At 50.2% G+C, this 23,392-nt stretch carries 25 protein-coding genes; 14 read left to right on the top strand and 11 right to left on the bottom strand.

The features are described 5' to 3' along the window. Positions 1 to 85: 85 nt before the first annotated feature. From ABRZ26_RS23050 to ABRZ26_RS23000, 10 genes are all read right to left on the bottom strand, one after another. Positions 86 to 769, bottom strand: coding sequence for a PmbA/TldA family metallopeptidase (locus tag ABRZ26_RS23050; RefSeq protein WP_319606436.1), 684 nt, complete (start codon positions 767 to 769; stop codon positions 86 to 88). Between the two features lie 139 nt (positions 770 to 908). Further along, entirely contained in the window at positions 909 to 2,672 is a 1,764-nt protein-coding gene (locus tag ABRZ26_RS23045; protein WP_319606435.1) for an ABC transporter ATP-binding protein/permease, read from the bottom strand. Positions 2,673 to 2,732: 60 nt separating this feature from the next. Then, entirely contained in the window at positions 2,733 to 4,193 is a 1,461-nt protein-coding gene (tldD, locus tag ABRZ26_RS23040) for a metalloprotease TldD (RefSeq protein WP_319606434.1), read from the bottom strand. A gap of 38 nt (positions 4,194 to 4,231) precedes the next feature. Then, positions 4,232 to 5,485 carry a thioredoxin family protein gene (locus ABRZ26_RS23035; RefSeq protein WP_319606433.1) on the bottom strand — a complete coding sequence of 418 codons (1,254 nt, stop codon included), beginning with the start codon at positions 5,483 to 5,485 and terminating at the stop codon, positions 4,232 to 4,234. Between the two features lie 2 nt (positions 5,486 to 5,487). After that, the gene (locus ABRZ26_RS23030; protein ID WP_319606432.1) at positions 5,488 to 5,928 is read right to left on the bottom strand and encodes an ExbD/TolR family protein; all 441 of its coding nucleotides are present in this window, start codon (positions 5,926 to 5,928) and stop codon (positions 5,488 to 5,490) included. A 40-nt stretch (positions 5,929 to 5,968) separates the two neighbouring features. Next, on the bottom strand, positions 5,969 to 6,640 hold the full coding sequence (locus ABRZ26_RS23025) for a MotA/TolQ/ExbB proton channel family protein (protein WP_319606431.1): 672 nt from the start codon (positions 6,638 to 6,640) through the stop codon (positions 5,969 to 5,971). 27 nt (positions 6,641 to 6,667) lie between these two features. Next, positions 6,668 to 7,576 carry an energy transducer TonB gene (locus ABRZ26_RS23020; RefSeq protein WP_319606430.1) on the bottom strand — a complete coding sequence of 303 codons (909 nt, stop codon included), beginning with the start codon at positions 7,574 to 7,576 and terminating at the stop codon, positions 6,668 to 6,670. A gap of 13 nt (positions 7,577 to 7,589) precedes the next feature. Beyond that, the gene (locus ABRZ26_RS23015) at positions 7,590 to 9,890 is read right to left on the bottom strand and encodes a TonB-dependent siderophore receptor (protein ID WP_319606429.1); all 2,301 of its coding nucleotides are present in this window, start codon (positions 9,888 to 9,890) and stop codon (positions 7,590 to 7,592) included. A gap of 532 nt (positions 9,891 to 10,422) precedes the next feature. Then, a complete protein-coding gene (locus ABRZ26_RS23005) occupies positions 10,423 to 11,085 on the bottom strand; it encodes a flavin reductase family protein (RefSeq protein WP_319606428.1) in 663 nt (220 codons plus the stop codon). Positions 11,086 to 11,205: 120 nt separating this feature from the next. Continuing rightward, positions 11,206 to 12,432 (bottom strand): Bcr/CflA family efflux MFS transporter, encoded by a 1,227-nt coding sequence (locus ABRZ26_RS23000; RefSeq protein WP_319606427.1) that lies wholly within the window; start codon positions 12,430 to 12,432, stop codon positions 11,206 to 11,208. Between the two features lie 187 nt (positions 12,433 to 12,619). Between ABRZ26_RS23000 and ABRZ26_RS22995 the strand changes: the two genes are divergently transcribed. Both ABRZ26_RS22995 and ABRZ26_RS22990 read left to right on the top strand, forming a co-directional pair. After that, complete coding sequence (locus ABRZ26_RS22995) at positions 12,620 to 13,123, top strand: MarR family winged helix-turn-helix transcriptional regulator (protein ID WP_319606426.1); 504 nt, start codon at positions 12,620 to 12,622, stop codon at positions 13,121 to 13,123. 2 nt (positions 13,124 to 13,125) lie between these two features. Continuing rightward, a complete protein-coding gene (locus ABRZ26_RS22990) occupies positions 13,126 to 13,281 on the top strand; it encodes a hypothetical protein (protein ID WP_319606425.1) in 156 nt (51 codons plus the stop codon). Between the two features lie 61 nt (positions 13,282 to 13,342). Here ABRZ26_RS22990 and ABRZ26_RS22985 read toward each other — a convergent pair whose 3' ends face one another. Further along, positions 13,343 to 13,774: an SMI1/KNR4 family protein gene (locus tag ABRZ26_RS22985; protein WP_319606424.1), complete on the bottom strand. Its 432-nt coding sequence runs from the start codon at positions 13,772 to 13,774 to the stop codon at positions 13,343 to 13,345. A gap of 329 nt (positions 13,775 to 14,103) precedes the next feature. Here ABRZ26_RS22985 and ABRZ26_RS22980 point away from each other — a divergent pair, with 329 nt between their 5' ends. The 12 genes from ABRZ26_RS22980 (at position 14,104) to ABRZ26_RS22925 (ending at position 23,357) form a co-directional block, all read left to right on the top strand. Next, positions 14,104 to 15,219: a 1-propanol dehydrogenase PduQ gene (locus ABRZ26_RS22980; protein WP_319606423.1), complete on the top strand. Its 1,116-nt coding sequence runs from the start codon at positions 14,104 to 14,106 to the stop codon at positions 15,217 to 15,219. 127 nt (positions 15,220 to 15,346) lie between these two features. After that, a complete protein-coding gene (gene pduL / locus ABRZ26_RS22975; protein WP_319606422.1) occupies positions 15,347 to 16,039 on the top strand; it encodes a phosphate propanoyltransferase in 693 nt (230 codons plus the stop codon). Next, positions 16,032 to 16,850 (top strand): ethanolamine utilization protein EutJ, encoded by an 819-nt coding sequence (gene eutJ, locus ABRZ26_RS22970; protein ID WP_319606421.1) that lies wholly within the window; start codon positions 16,032 to 16,034, stop codon positions 16,848 to 16,850. The genes pduL and eutJ overlap by 8 nt, the downstream gene beginning before the upstream one ends. A gap of 10 nt (positions 16,851 to 16,860) precedes the next feature. Further along, positions 16,861 to 17,610 (top strand): flavoprotein, encoded by a 750-nt coding sequence (locus ABRZ26_RS22965; protein WP_319606419.1) that lies wholly within the window; start codon positions 16,861 to 16,863, stop codon positions 17,608 to 17,610. Further along, positions 17,597 to 17,869: a EutN/CcmL family microcompartment protein gene (locus ABRZ26_RS22960; protein WP_319606418.1), complete on the top strand. Its 273-nt coding sequence runs from the start codon at positions 17,597 to 17,599 to the stop codon at positions 17,867 to 17,869. Before ABRZ26_RS22965 ends, ABRZ26_RS22960 begins: the two co-directional genes overlap by 14 nt. Positions 17,870 to 17,888: 19 nt before the next feature. After that, complete coding sequence (locus ABRZ26_RS22955; protein WP_319606417.1) at positions 17,889 to 18,389, top strand: GlcG/HbpS family heme-binding protein; 501 nt, start codon at positions 17,889 to 17,891, stop codon at positions 18,387 to 18,389. Positions 18,390 to 18,404: 15 nt separating this feature from the next. Continuing rightward, positions 18,405 to 19,616 carry a propionate kinase gene (gene tdcD / locus ABRZ26_RS22950; RefSeq protein WP_319606416.1) on the top strand — a complete coding sequence of 404 codons (1,212 nt, stop codon included), beginning with the start codon at positions 18,405 to 18,407 and terminating at the stop codon, positions 19,614 to 19,616. A 195-nt stretch (positions 19,617 to 19,811) separates the two neighbouring features. Then, on the top strand, positions 19,812 to 20,093 hold the full coding sequence (gene grpH, locus ABRZ26_RS22945) for a propanediol utilization system shell hexameric protein GrpH (protein WP_319606415.1): 282 nt from the start codon (positions 19,812 to 19,814) through the stop codon (positions 20,091 to 20,093). Between the two features lie 21 nt (positions 20,094 to 20,114). Continuing rightward, on the top strand, positions 20,115 to 20,900 hold the full coding sequence (pduB, locus tag ABRZ26_RS22940; protein WP_319606414.1) for a propanediol utilization microcompartment protein PduB: 786 nt from the start codon (positions 20,115 to 20,117) through the stop codon (positions 20,898 to 20,900). A 49-nt stretch (positions 20,901 to 20,949) separates the two neighbouring features. Next, the gene (locus tag ABRZ26_RS22935) at positions 20,950 to 22,446 is read left to right on the top strand and encodes an aldehyde dehydrogenase family protein (RefSeq protein WP_319606413.1); all 1,497 of its coding nucleotides are present in this window, start codon (positions 20,950 to 20,952) and stop codon (positions 22,444 to 22,446) included. A 25-nt stretch (positions 22,447 to 22,471) separates the two neighbouring features. After that, positions 22,472 to 22,771 carry a BMC domain-containing protein gene (locus tag ABRZ26_RS22930; RefSeq protein ID WP_319606412.1) on the top strand — a complete coding sequence of 100 codons (300 nt, stop codon included), beginning with the start codon at positions 22,472 to 22,474 and terminating at the stop codon, positions 22,769 to 22,771. 10 nt (positions 22,772 to 22,781) lie between these two features. Then, complete coding sequence (locus tag ABRZ26_RS22925; RefSeq protein ID WP_319606411.1) at positions 22,782 to 23,357, top strand: DJ-1/PfpI family protein; 576 nt, start codon at positions 22,782 to 22,784, stop codon at positions 23,355 to 23,357. The last annotated feature ends 35 nt before the right edge of the window (positions 23,358 to 23,392 follow it).

Below are 23,392 nucleotides of genomic sequence, written 5' to 3'. Positions count from 1 at the left end.
CAGCCAGCGCCAGCGCCTGCTGGCGAAACTCCGGGGTATATTGATTACGGGATGTCTTCTTCACAGATTTTGCTTGCGTCATGGTTCACCTTGTTAACGATTTTACTCGCTTAACAGCGTGTCCACCATTCGTGGGTAGGATCAACCAGCCATCCATCTGTTTAAGCCCTGATTCTTCAGCAAGCGCTGAACAGAATAGATAATGAGCCGACGTTGCATATCCCCCCATGAATCCATTAGACATTGCCAAAACGAAATGTGAAGATTCACTGCCGAAGTTTGCCCCATCCGTATTAGTAATACGTGGATCCTGGCTCAAGGCGGCGCTTTCGGCGCGTGTCGCTAATTTTACTGCATCGCTAATCGAGATGTCCCAAGGGTGATACAAATCAAGCGCGGGAGGATTATGTTCAAGATCTTCTTCAGCAGGAAGTTGAAAATCATCGTTTTCAGACGTAAAACGAGCAATATTAAATGCTGATTCAACGGTACGTTCGATAGAAGAACGAGAGAAATCAGAGGTCTGAGCGGCCCCTGATTTATTCTTACAAAAGATAGAAATACTTATCTGTTTATTCAGATGATGCTTAATAGTATCTATCTTCTGTTTACGAACTTTTAGAGAAAGACCGCCATTCTCTTTCACTAATGCAGTTGCTTCTGTAGCGCCTAATTTTTTAGCATGCAATAGTATATCTTCAGAAATTTGCTTTAATTCCTCAGGTGAATGAGGTAATTCAGTCTTGCCGAACATCTTAATTTTACTCATGCGATACACCCGTCTTGAAACTTAATCAGTCTTCTGAAGTCAGTGGATACACTACCAACGTTCGAAAACTCAAAGGTTTTATCTCTTAACTTCAATGACAATTCTTTCAGTAAAATTCACTGTTGAATCAGCCTTCAAGTTAAACCGCCTCTTTATTATGATCGTTGGCTATTTCATAATATGCCTGTTCGATACTAATCACCCGCCACAAACCGCCCTCTTTAAGTTCAAGGACTTTTGAGTGATATTCAAGTAAGGTCTGACGATGCCCCACGCTGATTACCGTAGCACCACTTGAGATGAGCGTTTTATAAAGTAAACGCTCAGTTTTCATATCAACTGCGCTGGTTGCTTCATCCAGGAAGAAAAACTTCGCGCCTGACGCCAGTGCGCGAGCAAAGCCAATTCGCTGTTGCTCTCCTAATGACAATACCTTTGACCAGTCGATAACCGAATCGAAGCCGCCGTGATATTTGGCCAGGTTCGGTAGATTTACCGCCTCAAGCAATTTTTGTAATTGTTCATCAGTCATCTCACAATGCGCCGCAGGATATGAAATCTGTTCCCGCAAGCTTCCCAGCAGCATGTATGGCCGTTGAGGAAGAAATAGCAGCCGGTCCTGCTGAGGTAAAGTAATACTGCCTTTACCTTCACGCCATAAGCCGGCGACGGCTCTCAAAAATGAGCTTTTCCCCACGCCGGTTTGTCCCAGAATAAGCAGATGTTCCCCATTGTTGATAGTGATAGAGAAATCCTTAAGCAAAGTCCTTTCTCTGCCAGGGGTTTGAAGCGTCAGGTTGTCTGCTTGCAGATTAGATCCTCTGTTTATTTCAATCATATTATTTCGGGTTTCAGGTTCGTTATTGATTTCGTCTGTTACTTCGATAATCTGAGCGAGTCGGACAACATGGGGAGCCGCTTGAGCAAATAACGGCAAAAAATTGGTGAATTGATTGATCCCTGAAAGCATGATTGCCGCTGAAGCTGAACCTTGCGCAATAACACCAAAGCTGATTTCACCCTTGAAATATAAAGGTGTAAGAATAAGAATCGGCATCAACCCCCAGAACAAACTCATCAGGGCTTGTATCGATGTCATAAATACGCTGTAGCGTAGCTTCCGTATCTGGAGGTTGACTGCGAGTATCAGTCTTCTCAAAACGCTGACGTTTTCCGCCTCTTCGCCACGATACAAAGCAATGGTTTCCGCATGATTTCTGACATGCAACATACCATATCTCAGATCCGCTTCGGCAACCGTTGAATCGAAGTTAAGCTTGATGAAGGGGCGATATATTAGCCAGGTAATATAGGATGATATCAACCCATAAATGAATACGCTGTAAAAAAGCGTTGGCGAAATTTGCTGAAGTATGGTTCCCTGAAATCCCAGTGTGCTTACCGAAAAGATAAAAGTTCGCGGTAATGTAGTCGCCATACTGCAAAAGGGCATAACCTCCTGTTCCATGCGCTGATCAATATTGTCGACCAGCGATCCCTGTTCAATTTTATAATAGGACTTATTCGCCAAATAACGACCTAACAGATGATTCGTTAACCAATTTCTCCAGTCGATAGTCATTTTGTCATAAATATAGCCGAACACTATCGCCAGTATTCCGTTATTTATGATCAAGCCTATAATCGTAATCAATAGTAGCAGCTTCCAATATTCCACCTCTTGCTTATTGACTAATGCGTCAGTCATATCTTTTGCAAGAAAAGACAATTTGGCTGCAAGGCCGGTTTCCGCAAAAGAAAATGCCAAAAAGATACCGAGTATAACCCATGACTTCCATGCGCCGGGGCGCGTCCAGTATGGGATGGAAATTTTGATGAACCGTTTAAAAAAAACGCCGTTGATACTGTAATCTTTATGACGATTATCGGTCGATGACTTCATATCAAACACCTCCCACCTTATGCAGTGAGAGCAACTGAAATTGTAAAAAATCACTCATTTTCATCGTGTTCCACCAACCGTCATATCGTCTATACGTAAAGTTGGCTGCCCCACGCCGACGGGGAGTGTTTGACCTTCCTTAACACAGGTTCCTATTCCTGAGTCAAGTTTCATATCATTGCCAATCATCGTGACAAATTTAAGAGATTCAGGACCGCTACCAACTAATGTTGCTCCATTTACAGGATGAATAACCCTGCCATTCTTAATCAGATAGGCTTCAGTGGTGGAAAATACGAATTTACCATTGGTAATATCAACCTGCCCTCCACCAAGATTTTTTACGTACAACCCATCCTTAACAGAAGAGATAATTTCATCGGGATCTTTATCACCGTTCAACATATATGTGTTTGTCATCCGCGGTAATGGCAGAGAAGAATATGAATTGCGTCTGGCGTTACCCGATACCGGTAAATTCATTAAGCGGGCATTGAGCGAGTCGGTCATATAACCTGTCAGAATGCCATCTTCAACCAATGTGGTACATTGGGTCTTATTCCCTTCATCATCGATGTTTAAAGATCCCCTGCGACCTGGGAGGGTGCCGTCGTCAACGATTGTGACGCCCGGCGCAGCCACGCGTTCCCCGATGCGGCCTGCGAATGAGGATGAGCCTTTACGGTTGAAATCGCCCTCGAGTCCGTGTCCAATCGCTTCATGTAGCATCACACCTGGCCACCCGGCAGCCAGGACTACCGGCATCCTTCCCGCCGGAGCAGGCCGTGCTTCGAGATTGACGCTGGCGCCGCGAATCGCATCATCGATGTAACCCAGCAATATTTCATCACTATAGTAATCATAATTGAAGCGGCCGCCGCCTCCGCCGACGCCTGTGCGATTGTCGCCTTTGTGATGGAGAACCACGCTCACTGATAAACTAACCATCGGTCGAATATCTGCGGCAATTACCCCGTCATTCCTTGCAATCAGGATCACGTTAAATTCGGCGGCGATATTGGCCATGACCCGCGTAACCCGTGAGTCACGCTGCCGGGCAATGCTATCAATACGTTCCAGTAGCTTGACTTTCGCAATAGCATCCATTGACAAAGTAGGATCTGACGTTGTGTATAGCTCACGGCCGTGAACCACCGCAAGGGGCTTTGAAGAAGGTATCCGCGCTGCGCCTCCGCCGGCAGTAGCAATTGATTTAGTCGCTGCGGCCGCGTGAAGTATTGATTCTCGCGCCAGGTCGTCAGTATAAGCGAACGCCGTGCCGTCGCCCGCAACCGAGCGAATACCGACCCCCTGATGGATGGTAAAATTTCCGGTTTTAACCGCACCTTCATCCAGACTCCATCCTTCGGAACTTCTTGACTGAAAATACAAATCTGCATAATCAACAACAGGCGAAGAAACATCCAATAAAACACGCGAGATAAAGGCATCATCAAGCCCAAAAGGCTCAAGCAAAATAGCCCTGGCTAAAGAAAGATTATGCGAAGATAAGTTATTCACAGCGGCGAATCTCCATTACAACCAATAAATTTCAATACTTAATGTTTAGAAAGTTCGGCAATAAAAACCTTCCGCCAATACTCCGCTAATCGTCCTGTCGAAACTGAAGTGAATGCCTGAATTTTATCGAATTTTTCCCAGAAGCTCCCGTCTTCCTGTCTGTAAGGACGATAAAAATCATCTTGAAACTCTTTTTCTGATACGGCGTTATCGATATATATTCCACTTGACTCTTTGTGCTTTAAATATAATGAATTGAGCTCGCTGAACCTTTTTTCATCTTCTTTTCCCCATTGAATTTGATGTTCATAGTGAATTTTTGCAAGGTGAAAAGAAGATGTAAGCACATGCTGTGCATCGAGTTCAGCCAGAGGCCTGGCAATATTTTCCAGAACCATGCTTGATTGCTGACTGGTGTTGCCTTCATTGAGCAATACAGCCTTGCGCTGATAATTTGACCATGTCGTATTGCTTATACTATCGCCCTCTAACTCGGCACGATGTAATAATTCAACCTCAGCCGCCAATTCAACATCTTTCTTATTGTCAAGATTTAGTTTAATCCGCCATTCAGAGTTATATAAAGCATCGGCAATAACGCGATTAAGATAGATGTTAAGGTCTTTGCCCAGAGGTATCGCCGTCAACAGTTCATCGATTAAGGAATCTGTTTTATCTTGATCGTCAGTTAGCGATCTCAGCCAAATATCGAGCGTATCAATCAGACGACCGACTCTAATGGGAATTCCGATCTGTTCCTCAATGCTATTATTTCCCGTTAAGCGCAATGTCACCGGGATAATATGCCCCTGTTCCGTTTTAGCAGTTCCCTCATGAAAACGCGCCAGGCATGCAGCTTTCAGCTTATGGCTATTATGAAAGCTACTAAATGCTTTATTACCCACGACGTCATTTAAACTTGTTAGGCTGTTACCCTTTTTGTTATCAACGGCTTCAGGCAAGTGAATACCTGCTTCCGTTAGACTGCGCTCCAGCATAACCCGCAGCCTCAACGCAGAGGGTCCTGTTAATCGTAATATTTCATTACCGTTATTTTTCATTATCAGTGTCGGCAGCGCACGTATAGCAAATTTTCGTGATAAGGAAGGTTCCTCATCAACATTCACTTTCACTACCTTGATTACACCATGATAATCCTCGGCCACTTTTTCGATATAGGGGAGTAATGTACGACAAGGAATACACCATGGCGCCCAAAAATCAATAAGAACAGGCAACTCCCCGCTTAATAGGGCTTCGCAGTTAATCTCCTTTAGCTCGTTTATTTTCATTTTTATTTCTCTACAGGTTGCGCACTGGTGACGAAATTAATCTTATTGAGACCATAACTCTGAGCTTCAGCAAGAAAATCCGCAACTGACTCATAGCGTACGGCGCGATCAGATTTTAAAGCAATTTCAGGTTGCGGATTTTTAACTGAGGCTTCCTGTAGATGAGTTCTGAGAACAGGCAGAGATATAAGCTTATTATCCCAGTATATTTGCCCATGGCTATCGATTGAAACATCTACTTTTGTTTCTTCACTTATATCAGCGCTGCCGCTTGTTTTAGGTAAGTCCACTTTTACCGCATTATTCAAAACAGGAAGTGTCACCATAAATACGATTAGCAACACGAGCATAACATAAATTAACGGTGTCATATTGATTTCGCTTGAAAGAGCAGGCCTGTAGTTATTATAAATTGACATTTTTTCACCTTTTTCAATTATCATGGAAGCCGAAGCCAGGAGCGAAATTCATCGCCATGTAAAATTAGGAAAGTTTTTTCTCCACGCTCATTATATAAGCCTGTAGTTCGTGTCTGAAACGCATTAATTTATGAACGATATCGTAATGCCCGCGGCTGATTGCATTAAAAGCCAGCACCGCTGGAATAGCGACAAACAGACCAAACGCAGTCATGATCAACGCTTCGCCGACTGGACCTGAAACCTCTGCAAGGCTGCTCTGACCGGCTGCGCTTATGCCGATTAAGGCGTGATAAATACCCCAGACCGTACCGAATAATCCGACAAAGGGTGCGGTACTGCCGACTGAAGCTAAAAAGCTCTGACCTTTCGTGAGATAACTCATTTGCTCTTCAAAAGAAACATTGAGACATCTTTGCAGCCATTCATCAGGTGAAAGTATTTCATTTAAATGCGTTTCGCTATGGCGTTCAGATGCAATTCTGGCGGCCTCCGCCAATTGCTGAAATGGATTGCGTCCGTCTAAAGGCCCCAGCGCAGCTATTCCTTCGCGCAGAGATTTGTTTACCCAGAATCTCTTATCAGCATCCAGACCAAATTTTCTCATTCTAAATAGTTGCAATAACTTGAAAATGATTACAGACCATGAACCAATTGACATAAGAATCAGAACTATACCGATGCCTAGTGTGACCATGTCTGCTTGTTTGAATGCCAGAGAAATATTGTAATCCATAATTAACTCTCGAATATTATATTTTGGTTAACCTAATTTGAAATCAACAGGCTGAACAACGGTGACTGACGCAGGTTTTCCATTAAGGAGATAGGGCTTACAATGTCCCCCCATAATCGCTTTCAAGCCTGCATTATCCAGAATGGTATATTTACTCGATTCAATAACCTTAGCATTTGTGATTTCCCCCGTCGCATTAACAGTTATTCTGAACTTTACTTGTCCTTCCTGATTAAGTCGTCTTGCTCTGGCAGGATAATCAGGCTGTGGTATAGTGCATGAAAGCGCATCAACATCTTGTGTCAGAACATCTGACGACATTTGTTTTTTACTCCTATCGATTACATCAGCCTTCATGTTATTCATATTTTCGCTATTTACAGTACTGACCATTTCTGCTGACTGGCTGTTGTTTACCCTGTCATGAGGTCTGCTTTTATCCGTGTTATTTTTTGCTTTCTTTTGAGACAGGCTATGGTCAGGTTTTAACTTCGGAGTCGCTTTTTGTACAGCCGCAGTCTTGACTGGTGTTTTTGATTCTTCTGCGTTAGGTAATTTTACAGCGGATTTATCATCCGTTGTTAAAATACGATTCTCAGCCGTATCTGTAGGAAGATCTTTACTTTCTTCAGATACTGACTCATGTTCCTTTAATATGTTTTCAACTGGATTTTGGAAATACTCTTTTTCAACTTGGGGCGCTAACGGTAGATCAGCCGATTTTTCTTGGCTTTGCGAAACCAATTGAATCGACAGCGTACCCTTTTCATGGCTCACCGCTTTCTGATGCACGTTTGCATTAATATTCGCCTGCCAAAGAAACAAGGCGGCAGGCAAGTGCAATATTATTGATGCGGCCAGTGATAATAACTGTCCCTTTGGTTTCTTGACATGAAATTTCCGGGGAAACCTGAGCCTGTTCAATATAAATATCACTGTTTCCACCAGCTTATAAATTTATTTTAGTCGTCAGGTAAAATTCACGGCCCGGTTGCAACGAAACCGTTTGGGAACCCCATGACTGGTAAAGTGTTTTGTCGAATATATTATGAATACCTAAGGTAACAGACCAATCCTTGGCTTTATAATAAACACTGGTATCGACCTGGGCCTGTCCCGGAACAGGATTAGCAAGCCCCACCGCGGGGTATCCATAAACATAATCAGATCTCGCTTGGATCCCTGCGCCATACCCCCAACCAGCGAGTTGCGGTGTTTGCAGGTCATAGGTAAACCAAAGCGACCCATTATGTTTCGGCACGCTACGTCTATCCATAATCGGCGAAGAGGCAATCTGGCTATAGGTGTAAGATAACGCCACATTCAGTCCGGTATAAACTTTACCGGTAAGACTGAGTTCCGCACCTCGAAGTTTCAAGGCGCCGCCTAATGAAACGGTACCGGTGGCGTAGTCAGGTATTGCGGCATTATCAATTGCGAGCTGATATAGCGCAGTATTGAGAGTGAGATTGCCATCCAAAAAGTTGGTTTTCGTGCCAACTTCCGTAGATTTCCCTGACTGAGGCGGCGCCATGCTGCCATCCAGTAATTTTGAACCGGTAACCAGATAGCTTCGTTTGGTATTAACGTAAACCCCAGTATCATCCGTTACCTGATACAGAAGTCCATAATTCGGTACCCATTTCGATTGTCTTGGCAGCGTATGACTCCAGGACGTTCCCTTCGACCAGCCGGCGAGTAAACGAAAATCCCCCCACTCCAGTTGCTCCTGAAAATAGAGATTATTGAACCCGGCACGGCTTGTTGAATTATATTCGGATGCGCCTTGCGCCCCTGGCAGGCTCGATGCAGGAAAAGGCCTAATATAGTATCCAATGTCTGGGCCATTTGAAGTGGACCAATAAGCCTGATAAGTGTATCCAGTGGTGAAGGTATGTTTGGTTTCACCAAGCTGAAATTTACTTAATAGATAATTGTCTAAGTTGTATCCATAGTAGGTATTTTTATCAAACAAGCCCAAATATTGCGCTGATTGGGGGGTTCCGCCCTGAAGGCTATAAAAGCCGTTATATTCATAACTGGATTTATTATATTGCGCTTTACTTACGTATTGGAAATGGTCGCCTAAGTCCTGCTTAAGACTAGCTCTAACCGTATCTGAAATTCTTGTTGAATTTTTTGACGGGGAGGATCTTCCAACTAAAGGATAAGGTCCGCTGCTTCCAAGCAGCGTTTCCGGAACGGGAGACTGACTGACATACAAATGCTGGTAACCTACGGTCAGATCTGTACCTCCCGATGTCCATCTTAGAGAAGGCGCAAAATATTTCGACCGCTGTCCGTCATAACCGCCAAAACTGTGGTCGGCTGTGTCTCCGGAAATAACCAGTCGGGAAGTTAACTTTTGATCATCAGTAAGCGCGCCGCCCAGATCGATTGCACCCAGCATATGACCATGAGAACCGGTTTCGAGAGTCAGCTCTCTCACCGTTCTGGCGGTAGGTTGTTTAGATACAATATTAACAGTCCCGCCAGGATTCATACCCGCTGAGATAATTGAATCGGCGCCGGATATAACCTCTACTCTTTCCACGCCCACAGTAGGTATGAGTAGTGAGTTCGATGAGCCCGTATCTGACAGACCATTCGACATGGTACTGGCAGACACGCCGCGTATATACACTGACCCAGAGCCATTGCCGCCATTTTGCGTTGTAGTCACCCCTGCCATCTGGGACAGCACTTCTCCGACCGTCTGCGTTTGGCGGCTTTGAATCAAATCATTAGTTGATACCTGAACAGACTGAGGCGTTTCCGAAAGAAGCAAATCAGAACGGGTCGCCGTGTCGCTGGAATCCGCGATGAATTCTGCCCCGGTGCTTTCCGAAGCCCCGAAAACGCTGATTGTGGGAAGAGAAGTGCTGTCAGCACTTTTTGACGGTATAACCGGGGCTGATGGATCAGACTTGATTACATAAGTTTTGTCATTAATTTTTTGTGACGTCAACCCAGTACCAGCGAGCAGCCTGGCCAGAGCCTGCTCCACGGTAAGATTTCCCGAAAGTGCCGGCGCATTTTTACCTTCAACAAGATTGGTTGGCACCAGGATATTTACGTTCGTTTCACGTGCAAGTTCAGCGACAGCCTGCCCCAAAGGCTGAGCGGAAACGATAAGTTCCCCTTGCGCCAAGGCACTTGTATTGACTAAATATATTGCAAAAAATGATAGATACAGTTTATTTAACTTAAAGTTCTTTTTTATTGATATTGTCATTTTTTCCGCCGCCATCTCTGTTAGTTTCCGGTTTTTTATCCCCTACATTAATTAAGACGTGCGGCAACAAAGATAAGACCAGTAAGATTTCATTTTTTTTCTATCAAATCTGAATCTCCACTGGTTTCGCAGACACCTTAGCCGGTGTCCCGCAATAGATATGATTTAAAAAAACTTATTTTTCATAAATGTACAGTTCCGGCTCGTTACGGAGTTCGTGAAACCGCATGGGATTTGATTTCGCCTCTGCTTCCCCACTTTATTGTCTGGCGCAGAGCCGTATCGATACTAAAAATAAAAGAGATCGGCATTATGAGGAAAAACGAGCCACTAACGCATAGGCTTTGGCTAAAGAATAACCTGGTGATCAGGTGTGTTATCAGGATGAAGTGGATATCGACTTCAGCCCTAAAATGGGTTCGGGCTGGTATCTGAAAGGATAACAAAACGGGTTGCCGCGCCGGGTAAAAATCAAAAACATTCGTTCCCGGCGCTTGTCCTATAGTCGCCTGCTAATATCTACAGATGACTGAAAAAACGGATAAAATCACCCCATCGCCTTCATGTCGCCGTTCCCGTCATCAGTCGCGTTTTTCAGATTGGCTGGTCGAAGCATCTCGAATGTCTCCTTAACATCAACATAGTCGCCGCGATAGCCCGCGCGGGCGATCGTCTGCGCCTTAATGATATCGAACTTGCCACCAATGAGCGCGTCCTGAAGAATATGGACTCTCACGATCTGTCCGGTAACGATTTCGGCGCCCACATCACGCCCATTAATATCGACGAGCCGCCGAATATCCAGCAACTTGCACTCCATTGCTGCGGGGGTTCCCGCAACGCGAGGCGCCGCAACAACTTCGGATGCGATCTTCTCTAGTCGGGCTGCTTTAAATTCATCAACATCGGCTGGCCAAGCTGCTGATGTCAAATTCATGGCCCTGGCCTGCGGCAAGGTAACCAAATTGAAAACAAACTCTCCCGTATCCTCGATGTTGCGGATGGTGTCTTTCCTTCCCTCGCTGCTGAACATAAGGATAGGAGGGTTCTCCGAAACAATATTGAAGAAGCTATAGGGGGCGAGATTGGCCCGGCCTTCAAGATCAACGCTGGAGATCCAGCCGATGGGACGTGGGGCAATGATCGCCTTGATCGGGTTGTGCGGCAGGCGATGGCCGTCATTCGGGTCGTAGCTGTGGTAATTTGTCATAGAATTTCTCACCCCGTTTTTTTAAAAGCAGCGCAGCCAAAGTGACACGGAAGAAGTAGCGATGTAAACCTACGTGTTAGACACTTAATTGCATCTAACATGGCTGTGTCCATGGCTGGTTTACCCCTGATTGGTTTGAATCGGATCATGCTGACGCCAGGGCTGAATCAGAACTATCAACGCAGTCCCGCCGAGTACGAAACCCGCAATCATTATCCCGGCCATCGGCCGGACACTTTCAACGCCAAACACACCGACCAATGGGGCGGCCAGCGCGCCGAACAGGCACTGCCCTGCCCCCAGCAATGCGGAGGCACCGCCAGACGCATGAGGCGCGGCAGCCTGTCCCGCCGCCAAGACGGCAGGAAACACCAGTCCCGTTGCTAGCATAGCCACGAATAACGCGGCTAACGTCGGCAACAGACTAACCGAAAAGCCCCAGAGTATTGATGTTGCTACGAGGCCCAACACCACTCCGGCAACGAGAAAACGATGCACATGATACTGGCGAGACAGCGCACCAAAAACAGCGCCACCTAACAACATCCCGATGGCATTGAGCCCGAAAAGTAGGCTGGTCACCCATTCGGATAAACCGAACACGCTTTGCAGTACGAACGAGACCCCTGCCAGATAGGCAAACAGTGATACGGTCGCGAAGGCAAAAACCAGAACATAGCCAACGAACACGCGTCGCTTCAGCAACGCCCCCATCGTACGGAAAGCCTGTACCAGACTGTCAGTGTGACGACGCGCCGGCGGCAGTGATTCCGGGATCCACACCATGCTCGGCAGCGCCAACAACACACCGAGCACAGCCAGGACGACAAAGATCAATCGCCAGGAACCGACCCCCAGCAACAAGCCGCCCAACACTGGCGCGAGAATCGGACCAACGGCGAAGATCATGGTGAGCGCGGAAAACCGTCGTGCGGCTTCAGCGCCATTGTACCAATCGCCGATGATGGCCCGCGCCAGCACCATCGCGGCAGCCCCTGCCATACCTTGTAGCAGTCGCGCCAGAATCAGTAGATCCGCTCCGGGTGCTACAACACAGACGGCCGAAAACAGTGCGAACAACCACGCTCCGGCGACCAATAACGGACGCCGTCCGGTGTGGTCGCTAATCGGACCCAACAGCAATTGCCCTACCACCAGGCCCAACATGTATGCGGCGATACTTGACTGGATAGCCGAGCCGCTCGCCGCCAGTTCATTAGCCATCGCCGGGAAGGCCGGGATGTACATGTCTGTCGCCAGGGGCGTGAGCCCCGTCATCGCCGCCAGGATCAGGAAAGCTCGGTCACGGTTAACAACCGGGCGGCCACCAACAGAAGCAGATGCCATAGGGTTACTCCTTACACGGAGACAGTTGCGTGCCACTAATTGTTCTTTATTAGTTTACATATGAACTATTATAGATTCATTTCTATCCATTTAATGACCATATGTCAAGCGCCTCATCGTTGATATTTTCTATCAGCTTTGGTACTGCTATAGTTCATCAATTAACGAAATTGATGCCGGAGACAAAATGATTGATGTGACCCCCACGGACGAAATAGTGGAGGCCTGGCGTAAGGCGCGCCCGGATCTGGATATTCGCGCTATGGCAGTGTTTTCCCGCCTTGAACGCATCCACATGCTTCACGATCTGGACCTCAATGCGATGCGGGGCGCAGCCCCCCTTAGTGCTCCTGAACTGGATGTCATGGTGATATTGCGACATATGGATGAGCCGGTGATCGCAAGGCGCATCGCCAGTCTGCGCGGCTGCTCGCGAGGTGCGATGAGCAACATCCTCAACAAGCTGGAAGAACGTGGTTATATCACTCGCAGTGAGAACCCTGTCGATCGACGCGCCACGCTAATACGTTTGTCAAAGGAGGGCGCCAAAGTGGTAGATCAGCTCTACCCACGCCAGTTAGCCATCGAAACAGCTCAACTGGCACCGCTGACCCAGGAAGAACTCGACAAAATCGTCGAAGCCTTGGATCTGCTGACCAAAGTGCTGGAGCTGCGAGCGCCTCGGGCCTGACGATGCCGGGGTGCCTCGTCATCACCGCACAGGATATCCGCGTGCTGCGGCATTGTCTGGAAGGATTAAGCCGGAAACCGTTCGATGAACGCGCCGCCGTCTGGCTTAAGCGCTTTCCCGGCGGACTGGGTCTGGAAGGGATGATAATCAATAAATAACCGCGATTGGACAACAGATAAAGTAAACCCGGAAGGATCGTTAAGATCGCTTCCGGGTTTATTAAATATATGATATTAATCTTTTGTATAGGTATTCAATAAAATCTTCCGCATATAGTTCTTCTCTATTATCTATAGCAATATATACTTTATCAAAGTCGTTAATTTTAAAGTAAAAATCTTCACCAAAATCAGTACTAGATAAAACTATCCTCCCCAAAATAACATTATTATTAGCAATAGTATTCTGATAAACCAAATCTCCTCCGACAGCTTCATCAAATGGTACACCATAAATACTATATATTTCTTCCCCACATATTTCCCCACCCCCAAATTCACTTAGAAACCATTTGTAATTATCTGGCAAGGTAACACCAAGTGCGTGCTCCGCCTTATTTATCCATTCAGATGCGGGTGCATCATCCGCAGATCCAAGATTAGCAATATCTTCATGTTTTTTAATCAAATTTACTACTTTATTTCTGTTCACAGATATCCACTCGCTCTATGTGTTCAATATTAAACGGTAAACCCGACGCACCGCCAGCCTTCAATCTTGAAGGCCGCGATCTGGAAGCGTTAACGGCCAATATAGGCGGCGAGGGGTTCAGCCGGTTTCATTGCATCGCAGGAAATATTTTCTGACGTCCCCGCCCCGCTGCATTTTTTTGTCGGCCAATAAATCACGACAGCAACATAATCCTGGCAAAGCACAAACATAGATAGCGGCTTTCCCCCTCTCCCATGACACCATGAAATCTCTTTTTACGCCCGGCGTTCGCGTGCCGGTCATTTGTTTAAGAAAAAGGTAGTTGATAAATGGCGAGCTCTTTTTTTTCCATTCCTAAAGTCTATTTTGGCGAAGACTCGATCGGTACGTTGCGCAGACTAAACCATAAAAAAGTCGGGATCGTCACCGATAATTTTATGGCGACCTCAGGGAAGACTCGCTATTTGATCAATGAGATGCCCCACGCCTCGGTCTCTATTTTCAGCGACGTAAAACCCGACCCGAGCGTTGAAATCCTGCTGGCTGGCGCCGCTCAATTTAAGTCCTTCAAACCGGACGTGATTATTGCGCTCGGCGGCGGTTCGTCGCTGGATGCCGCCAAAGGGATTAAGGTCACGCTGCAAGAGTATTTACCCGGACACGCCATCGAACTTATCGCCATCCCGACCACGAGCGGTTCGGGGTCGGAAGTCACCGCCTATGCCATCATTTCCGACCCGCAAAATGGGCGCAAATATCCCCTTATCGCGGATGAACTGGTGCCGGATTGCGCCATTCTGGATCCTAATCTGGTGCTCTCCGTCCCCCTGCACGTCGCCGTCGATACCGGGATGGATGTGCTCACGCACGCCATTGAGGCGCTGGTCTCAACGGGGGCCAATGATTTTAGCAACGCGCTCGCGGAAAAAGCTATCGCGCTGACCTGGCAGCACCTGCCGGAGATTTTCCGGGACGAGAAAAATGTTCAGGCTCGCGCCCATATGCACAATGCCTCCTGCATGGCGGGCATGGCGTTTAACTCCGCGGGGCTGGGACTGGTTCATGGTATGGCGCACGCTATCGGCGGCATGCTGCATATTGCGCACGGCAAAATTAACGCCATGCTGCTGCCGCTGATTATTGAATACAACGCTGAGCATTCCCCTTATGCGATGGCGCGCTACCTGAAATGCGCCGCCATTATGGGCATCCAGGCCGCGACCCCGCAGCAAACGCTGCACGCGTTGATAAACAGCATCCGCGAGATGAATCGCCATTTTGCCATCCCCGCCACCCTGACCGAACTGGGCAACAATCCGGCTGATTTCGAGTCCTTACGCAAACCTCTTATTGCGGCTGCGTTGGCGGATGGCTGTACGGCATCGAACCCCTGCCAGCCCGACGCCATTGATATAAACCGGCTCCTGACGCGCATCGCCGGATAAATCTGGACAAGATTGTCCTCAGCCGACCGGTCGGTCAAAAAAGTCCTGCGTAACGGCAAAAAGCGCAGCGCGGGACTGAATATGCTAAATCCGCTCCACTTCATCACTTATTCAGGTCGTTAATGTTATGAATGACAACCAACAGCAAGCCGAATTGATCACCAGACAAATTATTCAGGAGTTGGCGGCTCATGGCTCACGCGCCCTCTCCGGCGCGCTTCAAGCCCCGCAGACGCTGGATATTCCGGTCGGTATTTCCAACCGTCACGTGCATCTCAGCCGGGAAGATATGGACGTTCTGTTTGGCTACGGCTCCACGTTAACCCGAATGAAAGCGGTGAAACAACCGGGCCAGTATGCCGCGGAAGAAACCGTAACCCTGCGAGGCCCGAAAGGCGATCTGAGTAAAGTGCGGGTGCTCGGGCCATTGCGCGGCGCTACCCAGATTGAAATCTCCATCGCGGACGGCTTTGCGCTGGGCGTAAAAGCGCCGGTGCGGATGTCCGGCGACTTACAGGACTCGCCGGGCATCGACATTATTGGGCCGTGTGGGCGAGTGACAAAGCATGGCGGAACGATTGTGGCCTGGCGTCATATCCACATTTCTCCTGACGAAGCGGAACAATTCTCCCTGCGTGATGGGATGGAAATCGATGTGCGCATCGACGGCCAGCGCGGCGGCATCCTTAGCCACGTGCTGGTACGCGTCAGCGCCGACGCCGTGCTGGAAATGCACATTGATGTGGAAGAGGCGAACGGATTCGGCTTGCGCAACGGCGACTGCGTAAGACGGGTGATAACGGAACGCCATTATGGCTGAAGGCGAGGAAATCAGGCGGTTGAGGGAACTGGCTGCGTTGGTGAAAAGCGGCGAATGCCGCCCCTGCGCCGGAGCGCTAAAGGTGGGTGTCGATCCGGGTACCGCCAATATCGCCTTGATTGCGCTGGATGAACAAAACAACCCCGTGGCGGGCGTCAGTCACCCTTCCCGCGCGGTGAAGGACGGCGTCGTGGTCGATTTTCTCGCCGCCAGCCGCGTGGTTATCGGCCTCAAAGACATTCTGGAGCAACGTCTCGGCAGAACGCTGCTCGAAGCGGCGACGGCTATTCCGCCGGGGATCTCAGCAGGGAATACGAAAGTTATTGTCAATATGGTCGAAGCCGCGGGATTCGCCGTGACGCAAATTGTGGACGAACCCGTCGCCGCGGCGTTGGCAATGAACATTCGCGAGGGCGCGGTAGTGGATGTGGGCGGCGGCACGACCGGCATTAGCATTCTACGCGGCGGTGAGGTCTGTTTTAGCGCAGATGAACCCACCGGCGGCAACCATATGACATTGGTGCTCTCAGGCGCGTTGAACATACCCATTGCCGAGGCGGAAGAGATGAAGAAATCGCCGGAACATGAAGATCAGGTCTTTGCGTTGGTGCGCCCGGTAGCGGAAAAAATGGCTTGCCTGACGGCCGGCTGGCTGGCGCGCTACCCGGTCGACGATGTCTATCTGGTCGGCGGCGCCAGCAGTTTCCGGCAATTTGCCGAGGTCTTCCGCAAGGCCACGGGTAAACGCGTCATCCAGGCGCCAGAGCCGTTGCTGGTCACGCCGCTTGGCATCGCCATGCACAGCCGCTGAGGAGCAACTTATGGATCAACAACGTTTATCGCAATGGCTGGACGCTAGTATTGATGAGCTGCTGGCGCGTCGACAACGGCGTCTGCAAAACCATCGAGTGATGCGAGTGGTGTTAAGCGGCGAGGATCTCTCCACCCTGCCCGAGACGCTGGATTGTTTCACCGCGCTGAACCGCAGCGGTTATTTGCTGCTGCTAACCTTCTCGCACAGCGCCGCCGAGTCGTCGCTGCAAACAGCCTGCCTGCAAGGCCTTGTCCAACGCGGCATCGACGCATTATGCGATAACCGCGATCCCTGCCGCTCATCGGACGAATATTGCGGGCTTTACCTGCCGGCCTTGTCCAGCAACAGCATGAGCAAAATAGCGCTGGGGCTACGCGATAACCTGGTCTGCCGCTGGGCTTGCCATGCGCTCAGTCAGAATAAACAGGTCATCGTAACGCTCAACGCCGAATGCCGTGAATCATCGGCCTGCACATTGCCGCCGGCCTTTAAGGCGCGTCTTTCGCAGTACGCCCAAACCCTGGTGGAATACGGCTTCACGGTCATTGGACACCCCGTCGTCGCCGGCGACGCCGTCATGCAATCGGCCGGCAGCGAAAAGGCGCTGATTACGCTCAGCGACGTGCGCCGGACGCCGGCCGGGCAACCCATTTATATTCGTCGCGGCACGCTTATCACGCCCGCGGCCCGGGATGAAATCCGGGATCGCGGCATTACCATCATTCAACCTCCGCGGAGGGAATATGTATCTGGCTAAGGTCACAGGGGCGCTGGTTTCGACCACCAAGCACGCCTCGCTTAACGGCGCAAAATTACTGATTGTCGCCCGCCTCGATGAACACTATCAGCCCACGGGCATGGCGCAAGTCGCCGTCGATTTTGTCGGCGCAGGCAATGGTGAAATTGTGATTATTACCACCGGCAGCTCGGCGCGGATGAGCAACAGCAAGGAACATTCGGTTATCGATGCGTCCGTTGTCGGCATCGTCGATTCGCTGGATTTCAACGGTCAGTAATCCGTCCGGGAGGAATATCATGCGCCACGATCTGCATACCGAACTTGACCGCCGCATCAGCAACGCCATTGCCCGTCAGTTATCGCCCCGGAGGATATCGCTGAGCCTGACGGACGCCGCCTCGCTGGCGCAATACGCCAGCGAGGCGGCGGATGACTGCAATGTTCCGATCGTTTTCAGTCTGGTGGATGCCTGCGGTCAGCAGCGCTACTTCTTCAGCATGGATAACGCCTTACTCATCAGCTATACGCTTGCCGGTCAAAAGGCCTGGACTGCCATCGCCTTGAAAATGGCGACTCATGAGCTCGCGGCTGAAGTCCAGCCGGGCGCCAGCCTTTACGGTTTACAGCACGAACCGGGCATTTGCTGTTTCGGCGGCGGGCTGCCTTGCTGGTCCGATGGCGTACTGCTCGGGGCAATCGGCATCAGCGGCGGTACCGTTGAAGAAGACATTGCCATCGCCAACGCCGCGCTGGCGCGTTTTAGCCGCGAGCGCTTTCCTCTCACATCACACACCTGAAAGACTGGGGTCATCATGTCGTTAGCTTCACTGGTTCTGGTGATTAACTGCGGTTCATCATCACTTAAATTTTCAGTATTCCCGCGCAATGAGGACGCGCCGTTGCTGTCCGGTCTGGCGGAGAAACTGGGTCTGCAAGATGCCTGTATTACGTTTAAAGACGCGGCGGGCAACAAAACTACCGAGTTACTGAACGAAGCCAGTCATACCAGCGCGCTCAAAGCGCTCTTTACCCGGCTTGATAGTCTGGCCCTCCTGCCGCGCCTGTGCGCCATTGGACACCGCGTGGCGCATGGCGGCAGTGATTTTAAGCAGTCGGTGTTGCTCACCCCGTCGGTTATCGCACGCATACGGGAACTGTCCGCGCTGGCCCCTTTGCACAATCCAGCCAACCTGGTCGGCATTGAAGCGGCCATGTCGCTGCTGCCGACGCTGGCCCAGGTCGCCGTGTTTGATACGGCTTTTCACCAGACCCTGCCGCCCGCAGCCTACACCTATGCCATCCCCCTGGAATATCAACAACAATATCAGGTCAGGCGCTATGGTTTTCACGGCACATCGCATCGTTTTATCGCCGCCGAGGCGGTCGCCCGCCTGAATCTTGACCCCAAAAACCACGGGATCCTGATTGCCCATCTGGGCAATGGATCGTCGGTATGCGCCGTCAAAAATGGCGAAAGCGTCGATACCTCAATGGGCATGACGCCGCTTGAGGGGCTGGTGATGGGAACACGCTGCGGCGATCTGGATTTCGGCGCCGCCGCCTATATCGCCCACACCACCGGGCAGACTCTCGACGCCCTGTACAAAATGGTGAATAACGAATCCGGGCTGCTGGGTCTTTCCGGCCTTTCCAGCGATTGCCGAACGTTGCAGGAAGCGCGCAGCAACGGCTGTTCGCGTGCGACCCTGGCCATCGACGTCATGGTTCACCGGCTCGCCCGCCATCTTGGCGCGCACCTCGCCTCCCTGCATCGCTTTGACGCCCTGATTTTTACCGGCGGCATCGGGGAGAATTCGGCGCTGGTGCGCGAGTTAACGGCCCAACGGCTGGCGGTGTTCGGCGTTCGGCTCGATACGGCGAAAAATGCGCACGTCTTCGCCGGTCGGGATGGGGTCATTTCATTGCCGGGTTCCCCTATCGTTGCCGTGATCCCCACCAACGAAGAAAAAATGATTGCGCAGGATGCGGCGGCGATTTCATCCGCGATGTCAGCGGTCGCCTGATGCGTCATCCCTGCTCTGAGGGAGGAATTTATTGTCCCGCTTCATAGCGAAAAACAAGAAAGTCTCTTTATCGGGCAAAACATTTTGTCCTTAGCGCAATAACATCGTAGTGCATGAATTAATAAGTAGATGGAGTTAACCCGGCGGGTTATTTCATTACTTGCTTTTACTCTTACCTGAAATATTGAGGTCATTATGCAACAAGAAGCATTAGGTATGGTTGAAACAAAAGGGCTGGTATCTGCAATTGAAGCGGCGGATACCATGGTTAAATCCGCAAATGTCACCCTGGTCGGATATGAAAAAATCGGCTCAGGGCTGGTGACAGTCATGGTTCGTGGTGATGTCGGCGCCGTTAAAGCAGCAACGGACGCGGGCTCCGCATCGGCAAGTAAAGTGGGTGAACTGGTATCCGTGCATGTTATTCCGCGCCCGCATATCGAAGTGGAAAAAATTCTGCCGAAAGCTGTCAGTTAATAAAGCCAGAGGATACTGACCATGAGAGATAATCTTGTTGAACAGATTATATCTGAAGTAATGAATAAACAGACTGATGTGAAAACAAATAAAAAAACGGCGGCCGATATCACTGGCTGCGGTTTAACTGAATTTGTCGGCACGGCCCTCGGACACACGATTGGGCTGGTTATCGCCAACGTCGATCATCAGCTCCACGAAGTCATGAATATCGACAAGAAATATCGCTCAATCGGTATTCTTGGCGCGCGCACGGGAGCGGGCCCACAAATTTTCGCTGCCGACGAGGCGATTAAGGCCACCAATAGTGAAATCCTCGCGATTGAACTGGCGCGTGATACAGAGGGCGGCGGCGGACATGGGTGCTTAATCGTCTTTGGGGCGTCTGATGTATCCGATGTGCGTCGCGCCATTGAAGTCGCGCTGTCTGAAATTAATCGAACGATGGGCGATGTCTACGGTTCTGCGGCGGGTCATCTGGAATTCCAGTACACCGCGCGGGCCAGTTATGCCCTGAACAAAGCGTTTGGCGCGCCGGTAGGTAAAGCCTTCGGTATGACCTGCGCCTGCCCTGCGGCGATTGGCGTCGTGGTGGCCGACGCCGCAGCCAAAGCCGCCGTCATTGAACCGGTGGGATACGCCAGTCCGGCAAACGGCACCAGCTTCAGCAATGAAGTTATCTTCACCTTCGCCGGGGATTCCGGGGCAGTTCGCCAGTCGGTGATCGCAGCAAGAGACGTCGGTATGCAACTGCTGTCAACGCTGGATCCCACACCACTCAAATCAACGACGACACCGTACATTTGATGGCGCGCAGACACATGCGTGAAGCGATGCGAAGTAAGGAATGAAGAGCATGAACGATCTTGAAATTTCTCAGGCCGTCTCCCGCGTACTGAGTAAATACACGAAAACAGCGCCGCAGGCTCCAGCGCCGAGCGCGCCGGTAGCGGAGCATGTCAATCTTGAGGCGATTGTGGCCAGCGTTCTGGCGAACCGGGCTCGACCGGAACCGCTCGACGCCGGCACCTCGGACGACGGTGCTTTTGCGACCATGGATGAAGCCATTGCCGCCGCACAACAGGCGCAGATCCAGTATCGCCACTGCTCAATGCAGGATCGCGCCGGTTTTGTCGACGGCATCCGCAAACTGTTCCTACAGGATGACGTTTTGCAGGCCATATCCCGAATGGCGGTAGAGGAAACCGGGATGGGTAACTATGCGGATAAGCTGGTGAAAAACCGTGTCGCAGCGCTGAAAACGCCGGGGGTTGAAGACCTGACGACCGGCGCGTTAAGCGGCGACAACGGTCTGACCCTGACGGAATACTCAGCGTATGGCGTGATTGGTTCAATAACGCCCACCACCAACCCGACGGAAACCATTATCAACAATTCCATCGGTATGCTGGCGGCTGGCAATACGGTGGTCTTCAGCCCTCATCCGCGTTCACGCGCCGTTTCACTGCACTGCGTCGCGTTGATTAACCAGCGACTGGCGCGGCTGGGCGCCCCTGCCAACCTGGTGGTCACGGTAACGACCCCTTCGATTGCTAACACCAATGCGTTAATCAACGATCCTCGCGTCAACATGCTGGTGGCGACGGGCGGCCCGGCCATCGTCAAAACCGTGATGTCGTCGGGTAAGAAAGCGATTGGCGCCGGTGCGGGCAACCCCCCTGCCGTAGTGGATGAAACCGCCAATATCGAGAAAGCCGCCCGCGACATTATCAATGGGTGCAGCTTCGACAACAACCTGCCGTGCGTGGCGGAAAAAGAGGTCATAGTTGTTAACGAAGTGGCGGATTATCTCATCCATTGCATGAAGAAGAGCGGCGCCTTGCTGTTGTGCGATAGGACGCATATCCAGCAACTGCAATCGCTGGTGCTCAACGACAAAGGAACGGGGCCGAACACGGCGTTTGTCGGCAAAGACGCCGGCTTCATTCTTCAGCAACTCGGCATCAGTACGGCGGAAGAGGTCAAAGTCATTTTGATCGAAACCGAGCGCGACCATCCGTTTGTGATACATGAATTAATGATGCCGATTCTACCGGTCGTGCGGGTGGAAAATGTCGACGAAGCGATTGAACTGGCGATAAAAGTGGAACATGGCAATCGGCATACCGCCATCATGCACTCCACCAATGTCGAAAAACTCACCAAGATGGCGCGTCTTATTCAGACCACCATTTTCGTGAAAAATGGTCCGTCATATGCCGGAATCGGCGTCGGCGGCGAAGGTCACGCCACGTTTACGATTGCCGGCCCCACCGGTGAAGGGCTGACCTCGGCACGCACGTTCGCCAGAAATCGCCGGTGCGTGATGGTCGAAGCGCTCAATATTCGCTGATAAACGCAGAGCGGGTAACCCATTGATGAAAAAACGCATTATCAACGCACCGACGCCGGAAACGCTGGCCATGTTAAAACGGCGGATGCCTTCCGAGTCACGCAACCGACTGGAGATGGTCCGTATCGATGCCATCGGGTTGATTATGCTGCCGGTGCCGGATCTGTACTTTTACGCCGATCAGGCCAGTAAAAGCGCACATGTCGCGGTATCGGAAATCTTTGGCAGTTGCCCGCAACATATCACAACACTGGCAATATTCGGTGAGGTCGCCGCAGTAAATGAAGCCATGCGCGTCATTGAGGAGGATGCCAGTACATTCTGAGAGTTCGCTTATGAAAAAAATCTTGCTTCTCGCAGGCGATTTCTCTGAAGACTATGAAGTCATGGTGCCATGGCAGGCGTTACGCATGTTAGGTTTCAGAGTTGATGTGGTTTGTCCGGGAAAAAGAATTGGGGAATATATTAAGACCGCTATTCATGATTTCAAAGGCGATCAAACATATACCGAAAAACCCGGTCATTTATTTCGACTAACCGCTTCATTTGATGAAATTAAAATACATGACTATTGCGGCGTTTATATTTCAGGCGGTCGGGCGCCCGAGTATTTACGCCTTAACAAATCCGTATTGAATATTATTCATTACGCGATGAATTTTTCACTACCCGTGGCGGCTATTTGCCACGGCCCGCAAATTCTGGCCGCGGCCGGCGTATTGCAGGGAAAAAGAGTGACGGGTTATTTCACCATTCAACCCGAGATAGAAATGGCTGGCGGCATTTGGGTAAATGCCGCAGACGATGAGGCCGTGCAGGATGGCTCGCTGGTTACCGCAACCAACTGGATGGGGCATCCGTCATTATTACGCCACTTCAGCAGCTTAATAGGTATCAGCATTATTCAATAGTGTACCCGGCACTGCCGTGAGGTTAAACAATTCAG

This window comes from Brenneria sp. L4-2C, assembly GCF_040240335.1.
GTDB lineage: Bacteria > Pseudomonadota > Gammaproteobacteria > Enterobacterales > Enterobacteriaceae > Brenneria.
The sequence above is the reverse complement of the archived record's forward strand: the minus strand, read 5'-3'. Positions and strand labels throughout refer to the sequence as shown.